This window comes from Pseudoduganella ginsengisoli (genome assembly GCF_009720865.1).
GTDB classification, from domain to species: domain Bacteria; phylum Pseudomonadota; class Gammaproteobacteria; order Burkholderiales; family Burkholderiaceae_D; genus Rugamonas; species Rugamonas ginsengisoli.
This window is the reverse complement of the sequence record NZ_WNLA01000023.1, coordinates 84,174-91,376: the sequence shown is the minus strand read 5'-3', so window position 1 is coordinate 91,376 and position 7,203 is coordinate 84,174. Positions and strand designations below refer to the sequence as shown.

Sequence of the window (7,203 nt, the reverse complement as noted above, 5' to 3'; positions counted from 1 at the left end):
TCTGGTTTCGCCGCGGCGGCTGGCGCAGTGCCAGCAGTGGCTGGCGCCACCACAGGCTGCGTACCGGTGGCCGCAGGCGGCGCCGCCAGCGGCTGATTGACGGCAGGCGCAGCCACCGGCGCCGATGCGGCCGGCGCAACGCCCGTAGCCGGTGCGGAAGCCGGTGCATTCGGGTCAGGCTGCGGCGCCACGGACACCAGCGGCACATTGGTCGACTGGACCGGCGCGGAAGCCGCTACCGGCGGCGCCGCCACTACTGCCGGCGCGCTGGCGGCCGGCGCCGCTTCTTTCTGGCCCGCCGACAGGTGCGGGAACAGGCCCACGTAATACGCGCCGACTGCGGCCGCGATCACGGCAATCCCCGCTACGCCCAGCAGCCAGCCGCTCGGCTTGTTCGAACGCTCCGTCATGGTCGGGAAACGCGATTCCGTGAACGACGCGGAAATTTCGCGGCGCGCCGGTTGCGGATGTTCATGGCCTGCAATCGGGTTCACTTCAATCATGGCCACCAATGGGGCCGCATCCAGCTTCACCACCTTGGCATACGCGCGCACGAAACCGCGCGTCACCGCCATGTTCGGCAGCGAATCATAGTCGTCCGCTTCCAGCGCCACCACCTGGCGCGGCGCCAGTTTCAGCTGGTCAGCGATCTGTTCCACCGTCAAGCCCATGGCTTCGCGCTGGGCCGCCAGTTGCGCGCCGGGCAGCGCCTTCGTAGCCTTCGGCTGTTCCGCCCATTCGGAATTCATATTGGTACTCGTGTCACTCATCAAACGCCCCACGTTGATAGGCAGCATATTCAGGAGATCCGGCATGATGCCGGCGCAATTGCGTGGCCCAGGCGGCTTCCGCTGCGCTGTCGCCCAAATGATGCTGCACCCTGATCGCGAGCCAGAGGATGTCGGCGGACAGGCCATCCATCCTGGCTACCTTGCTTAGACGGGTAATGAAAAAACCGGCGCGCGCATAATCACGCCGCTCGAAGTAGATACGCGCCAGGCCGGCGTTGGTCACAGCCACGTCCGGCGCGGATTTCAGGGCCTGCAGTAAATACTTTTCGGCCGTATCGTAGTCTTTGCGTTTCAGCGCACAAGCGCCGGCATTGTTATTCGCACTCGCGGGCGACTGGTAAGCCGGGTTCGCCAATGCCGCGTCAAAATACTTGAACGCTTCCGCCTCGCGGCCGATGCCGCACAGGAAGGAACCATAGTTATTGCTGATGTCCGGGTTGCGCGGCGCCAGTTTCAATGCGCGTTGGAAATTATCTTCCGCCAATTCCCGCTCGCCCATCGTCATGTAAATCAGCGCCCGCATGCCATAGCCTTCCGCCATGTCGGGATCGGCCGCCAGCGCCAGCTTGACTTCATCAAGCGCCACGGTGTACTGGCCCTGCTGGAAATAGCCGACCGCCAGCTGCATGCGGATTTCCGCGCGCTTTTGCGCCGACGTCTGGTCCGACGCCGTCACCAGCTCTGCCTTGCCGGAACCTTGCGACGCACAGCCGCCGGCCAGCATGGCCATGCCCAGGCACGCCGCATAGACTGCAGCGCGCGTGCGCGCTGCCTTGCAGGCCCAATACGTAGCCGCCCGCGGGGCGGCGGCCAACGGGACGCGGCGGCCGGCCGTCCGTGTCATCAGGAACGGATCTCCACGATCTTGCCAAAATCAGCGCCAAACTTTTGCTGGTATTCAGCCATCTTGCCCATGCGCTCTTGCACGCGGGTGCGGTCTTGTACTTCGCCTGCCAGCTGGCCGCAAGCGGCATCGATATCGTCGCCGCGCGTCTTGCGGATGGTGGTGACGATGCCCGCGTCAATGAGGATTTGCGCAAATTCCTTGATGCGGGGATTTTTCGAGCGCAGCAAGCCCGATTCCGGGAACGGGTTAAATGGAATCAAATTGAATTTGCAATTGACGCCATAGTCGCGGTGGTTCACCAGCGCCACCAGTTCGCGCGCATGCTGGTCGGTGTCATTGACGCCGTCCAGCATGCAGTATTCAAACGTAATGAAGTCGCGTGGGGCGAACTCCAGGTACCGTTTGCAGGCGGCCATCAATTCCGCCAGCGGATATTTCTTGTTCAGCGGCACCAAGCCATTACGCAGCTCATCGTTCGATGCGTGCAGCGATACAGCCAGCGCCACCGGCACTTCCTGCGACAGCTTGTCCATCATCGGCACCACGCCCGACGTCGACAACGTCACGCGGCGGCGCGACAAGCCGTAGGCATTATCGTCCAGCATCATTTTCAGCGCGGTCGCGGTTGGCTCGAAGTTCAGCAGCGGCTCGCCCATGCCCATCATGACGACGTTGGTGATCTGGCGTTCGCCTTTCGGGCCCGGCTCGATGCCCTTGGTGCGGCGCAATTCGAATTCCGCCATCCACAGCTGGCCGATAATTTCACCCACCGTCAGGTTGCGCGAAAAGCCCTGCTTGCCCGTCGAGCAAAAACGGCAATTCACGGCGCAGCCGGCCTGGGTGGAAATGCACAGGGTGCCGCGATTTTCTTCAGGAATAAATACGGTTTCCACCGCGTTGCCATTGCCGACGTCCACCAGCCATTTGCGGGTACCGTCCGACGACGTGTGGTCGCTGATGATGGCAGGCGCATTGACACGCGCGCGGGTTTTCAGCTTTTCACGCAGCGATTTAGCCAGGTCCGTCATTTCATCGAAATCCGATGCGCCAAACTGGTGGATCCAGCGTTGCAGCTGTTTCGCGCGGAACGGCTTCTCACCCAACTCCGCACAGTAGGCGACCAGTTGCGCAGGATCGAAATCCAGCAAATTGGTGAGGGTCGTATCCATATTCATGCTCAAAGAAAATCAGTCCAGAAAAGGCCGTACCCCGGCCAATGGCCGGGGCGCGGGGTACTACATTTTGCAGTCTACTACTTGCCGCCACGAGTGGCCGGCAAATTAACGCGATTAACGCGAGTAAACGTTCAGTGCAGGGAAGAAGTAAGCGATTTCAACAGCTGCGGTTTCAGCAGCGTCGGAACCGTGCACGGCGTTTGCGTCGATGGAGTCAGCGAAGTCAGCGCGGATGGTGCCTTTTTCTGCTTTCTTCGGATCGGTAGCGCCCATCAGGTCGCGGTTTTTCAGGATCGCGCCTTCGCCTTCCAGAACCTGGATCATGACTGGACCGGAAACCATGAAGTCCACCAGATCCTTGAAGAATGGACGCTCGCGGTGCACAGCGTAGAAGCCTTCCGCTTCAGCACGGGACAGCTGGGTCATACGCGCAGCGATCACTTTCAGGCCAGCGCCTTCGAAACGGCTGTAGATTTGGCCGATGACGTTTTTAGCAACTGCGTCTGGTTTGATGATCGACAGGGTGCGTTCGATTGCCATTGAAAAACTCCAATAAAAAGAATGGTTTAAAACAAAATTGATGATTCAATCAACCCTTGATTTTACCATAGATCAAAGCACATAACGAATATCAGCTATGGCAGCCACGCAAGTTTTATGCTGTTTTCCCGTGCCTGCGGCTGGATTAAGCCGGGTTTAAGGCAATTTTTGCGCCACGTCATGACGGCGTGCTATGCTTTTAGCAAGCGGTTTTCCGCACTTTTTCACTATGGAGGCAACATGAGCAACTTGCAGAATACTTATGAGTGGGGCCACAGCAGCGCGGTGACCCGCCACAATGTGCTGCGCAATACGTACTGGCTGCTGGCGCTGTCGATGATTCCGACCGTGCTGGGCGCCGCCCTGGGCGTGATGATGCACATCCCGCTGCCACGCGGTTTCCTGGGTGCAATCCTGTTCCTGGGAGTCGCATACGGCTTTATCTGGGGCATTGAGAAGAACAAGAACAGTGGCGTGGGCGTGGCCCTGCTGCTGGGCTTCACGTTCATGATGGGGCTGATGCTGACGCCGCTCTTGCAGCGCACGCTGGGCTTCTCGAACGGCGGCCAGCTGATCATGATGGCGTTTGGCGGCACGTCGGCTGTGTTTGGCGTGATGGCGACCGTGGCCACCGTGTCCAAGCGCGATTTCTCCAACATGGGCAAGTGGCTGTTCGCCGGCGTGCTGGTGCTGATCGCCGCATCGCTGCTGAACGTCTTCTTCCAGATGCCGGCGCTGTACATCGTGATTTCCGTGATGGCCATCGCAATCTTCTCCGCATACATCCTGTATGACGTGCAGCAGATCATTAACGGCGGCGAAACCAACTACATCTCCGCGACCCTGGCGCTGTACCTGGACGTGTACAACATCTTCACCAACCTGCTGTCCCTGCTGGGCATGGGCGGCAGCCGCGATTAAACCATCGCAGCTTCAAGCACAAAGCCGGCTTCGCGCCGGCTTTTTTTGTATATACAAATCCTGTATAACAAAGCGCGAATCCATTCGTTCCGTCATCACATGCCCGCTTGTTAAGGTTGCGGCTTCCTTAACACCTGAGCATTTCAATGACATTGATCCCCGTCCGATTGAAACCGCTGCACGCCTGCCTGCTGGCAGCGCTGTGCAGTACGTCCTGGCAAGCGTCCGCCCAAACGCAGGCGCTTGTGGCAGGCCAGGCCGACGCGGCTACCACCGCTGTCACCATCACTGGCTCCCGCATCCCCCGCGCCAGCGTTGAAGGGCCGTCCCCTGTGACAGTCATCAGCGCGGAAGACATCACGCGCCAGGGCTACAAAAACGTGTTTGACGCACTGAACAGCCTGACGCAAAACAGCGGCTTCGTGCAGGGCGCCGACTTCGGCAACACCTTTACGCCGTCCGCCAACGCCATCAGCCTGCGCGGCCTGGGCCCCAACCATACGCTGGTGCTGCTCAATGGCCGCCGCCTGGCCGACTTCCCCATTGCCTACGAAGGCACGGTGAACTTCACCAACCTGGCCAATATTCCCGCTGCCGTCATTGAGCGCATCGAAGTCCTCAACGGCGGCGCGTCCGCTATTTATGGTTCGGATGCGATTGCCGGCGTCGTCAACGTCGTGTTGAAAAAACGCGCGGACGGCATCGAAGTCAATGCCAAGGCCGGCGCCACGTCGCGCGGTGGCGGCGGCGACCGCCGCGTGCAATTAGCGGGTGGCGCACAGCGCGGCCAGCTTGATACCGTGTTTGCCATTGAATTGTCGGAACGCGATCCGCTGTCCAGCCTGGAGCGTGATTTCATGGCGCGCCGTGGCGGCACGCCCACCAACATCCTGTCGCGCCGCGATATCAAGAGCAATAAGTATCTCGACCTGGGCAACACCTGCGCCAGCCTGTCCGATTTATTCGGCGGCAGCACCATCAGCTACACGGCGGGCAAGCGCGGCAGCTATTGCGCGTCACCGGCCGCCGCGCCGACGCATTGGACGGTGCAGACCGGCAACCGCAGCGCCAATGCCTATGGCAGCGCCAACTATGCCGCCGGCGACGACCATACGCTGTTTGCCGACTTCCTGCTGTCCCGCAATGACAGCTGGAACAATACGCGCGGGCCGAACTGGACGTCGGCATCGACCGGCAGCAGTTACTTTTACAACCGCAACCGGGGCGCATATGAAGCGTGGACGCGCTTCATCGCGCCGGAAGAATATGGCGGCGTGGACCGCTACAACCGCACGTGGGACGATGACGCCGTGGCTGTCACGTTGGGCGCGCGAGGCCGGCTGCCTGGCACCCGGTGGGATTACGAAGCCGCGTACAGCGCGTCGCTGTACCGCAGCAGCAACCATGTGCCGCGCGCACTGGCCAATATCGACAGCTTTTTCCTGGGACCGAAGCTGGGCGCCGATAGCGCCGGCATCCCGATTTACGCCCCCGATCCGGCCCGCCTGACCAGCCGCCTGACACCCGCGGAATTCGACAGCATCACGGGCCAGTCGGACAGCCGCGATGCATCGTGGACCAACACGCTGAGCTTTGCCGTCAATGGCGAATGGCTGCAACTGCCGGCAGGCCCCATCAAACTGGCGGCCATCGCCGAGGCGGGCCGCCAGGGCTATACCAACAAACCCGATGCGCGCATCAACCAGGGTTATTTCAATACCAATGTCCCTACCGTCGATACCGGCGGCACGCGCTCGCGGGCGGCTGTGGGCGTGGAAGCGAATATTCCGCTGATCAAGGAAGTTGCCGCCACGGTGGCGGGCCGCTACGACCGTTACGAGTTTGCCGGGCGCAGCGATGGCCGCTTTACGTACAACGGCGGCCTGGAATGGCGCCCTGCCCCGGCCTTGCTGGTGCGCGCCACGCACGCCACCAGTTTCCGCGCACCGGACATGAATTACATCTACAAGGCGCGCGGCACCGGCTATTACTCGTCCACCACGGATTACTACCGCTGCGCACTGGCGGGCCAGGCCATCGACCAGTGCGACTACGCCAACGTCTCGCCCGGCGCCGATTATGTGCAGATCGGCAGCCGCGATTTGAAATCTGAAAAAGGCAAATCGTCGGGACTGGGCCTCGTTTGGTCGCCATCGGCCGCGTTCGATACCTCGCTTGATTACTGGCGCTTCAAAATTGACGGCCTGGTGACGAATTTATCGGCCGATCAATTGCTGCGCGATGAAGCCAAATGCCGCCTGGGCCAGAGTGACATCACGTCGCCCACGTGCGTCGATACGCTGGCCCGCATCCAGCGCTACCCGCTGACGGCGCTGAATAAGCCGGGTGAAATCAAGGAAATCCGCGTCAACCCGATCAATGCCGCCAGCCAGGAAACCAGCGGCATGGACGCCACCGTGCGCTATGCGCTGCGCGGCACGGGCTGGGGCGACTTCACGTTGCGGGCGAATTACTCGAAGACGCTGGTGCAGCGCTATCAGCAATTCAATGGCGATCCGGTGGAAGACCGCTTGCACGCGCTGGACAGCACGGACTGGCCGGACAAGCTGGGCGCCAGCCTGGCGTGGACAGCGGGGCGGTGGACCAATACGCTGTCGGCCACGCGCTATGGCAAGATCCCGAACAGCGCGGGAACGGCGTACCTGTCGCCCACGACACTGGCGAACTGGTCCGCGGTGTACCGCTATAACGAGCGGCTGACGCTGTCGGCCATCGTCAACAACGTGTTCAACAAGATCAAGCGCGATGACACGGGCGGCTGGCCGTACTACCCGGTAGGCAATTACAGCCCGGTGGGACGTATCGGCTGGGTCGAAGTGAATTACCGCTTTAATTAAACCGGTCTCGCTCCCGTATCCTGGCCCCGCATCGCTATCGCAAGCCACCGAACGATAGCGCTATTGGGGCC

6 protein-coding genes are annotated in these 7,203 nt (G+C 61.1%); 2 read left to right on the top strand and 4 right to left on the bottom strand.

Features of this window, described 5'->3' with window-relative positions; translation table 11 throughout:
- From GM668_RS25195 to ndk, 4 genes are all read right to left on the bottom strand, one after another.
- On the bottom strand, positions 1-770 hold a 770-nt coding region (locus GM668_RS25195), incomplete at its 3' end, for a helix-turn-helix domain-containing protein (RefSeq protein ID WP_229499889.1).
- Positions 763-1,521, bottom strand: coding sequence for a type IV pilus biogenesis/stability protein PilW (gene pilW / locus GM668_RS25190; RefSeq protein ID WP_155441736.1), 759 nt, complete (start codon positions 1,519-1,521; stop codon positions 763-765). The genes GM668_RS25195 and pilW, both read right to left, overlap by 8 nt.
- A gap of 113 nt (positions 1,522-1,634) precedes the next feature.
- Positions 1,635-2,807 (bottom strand): dual-specificity RNA methyltransferase RlmN, encoded by a 1,173-nt coding sequence (gene rlmN, locus GM668_RS25185; protein ID WP_155441730.1) that lies wholly within the window; start codon positions 2,805-2,807, stop codon positions 1,635-1,637.
- A gap of 120 nt (positions 2,808-2,927) precedes the next feature.
- Complete coding sequence (ndk, locus tag GM668_RS25180) at positions 2,928-3,353, bottom strand: nucleoside-diphosphate kinase (RefSeq protein ID WP_155441729.1); 426 nt, start codon at positions 3,351-3,353, stop codon at positions 2,928-2,930.
- A 240-nt stretch (positions 3,354-3,593) separates the two neighbouring features.
- Here ndk and GM668_RS25175 point away from each other — a divergent pair, with 240 nt between their 5' ends.
- Positions 3,594-4,274 (top strand): Bax inhibitor-1/YccA family protein, encoded by a 681-nt coding sequence (locus GM668_RS25175; protein WP_155441728.1) that lies wholly within the window; start codon positions 3,594-3,596, stop codon positions 4,272-4,274.
- Between the two features lie 146 nt (positions 4,275-4,420).
- Positions 4,421-7,132, top strand: coding sequence for a TonB-dependent receptor plug domain-containing protein (locus tag GM668_RS25170; RefSeq protein WP_155441727.1), 2,712 nt, complete (start codon positions 4,421-4,423; stop codon positions 7,130-7,132).
- The last annotated feature ends 71 nt before the right edge of the window (positions 7,133-7,203 follow it).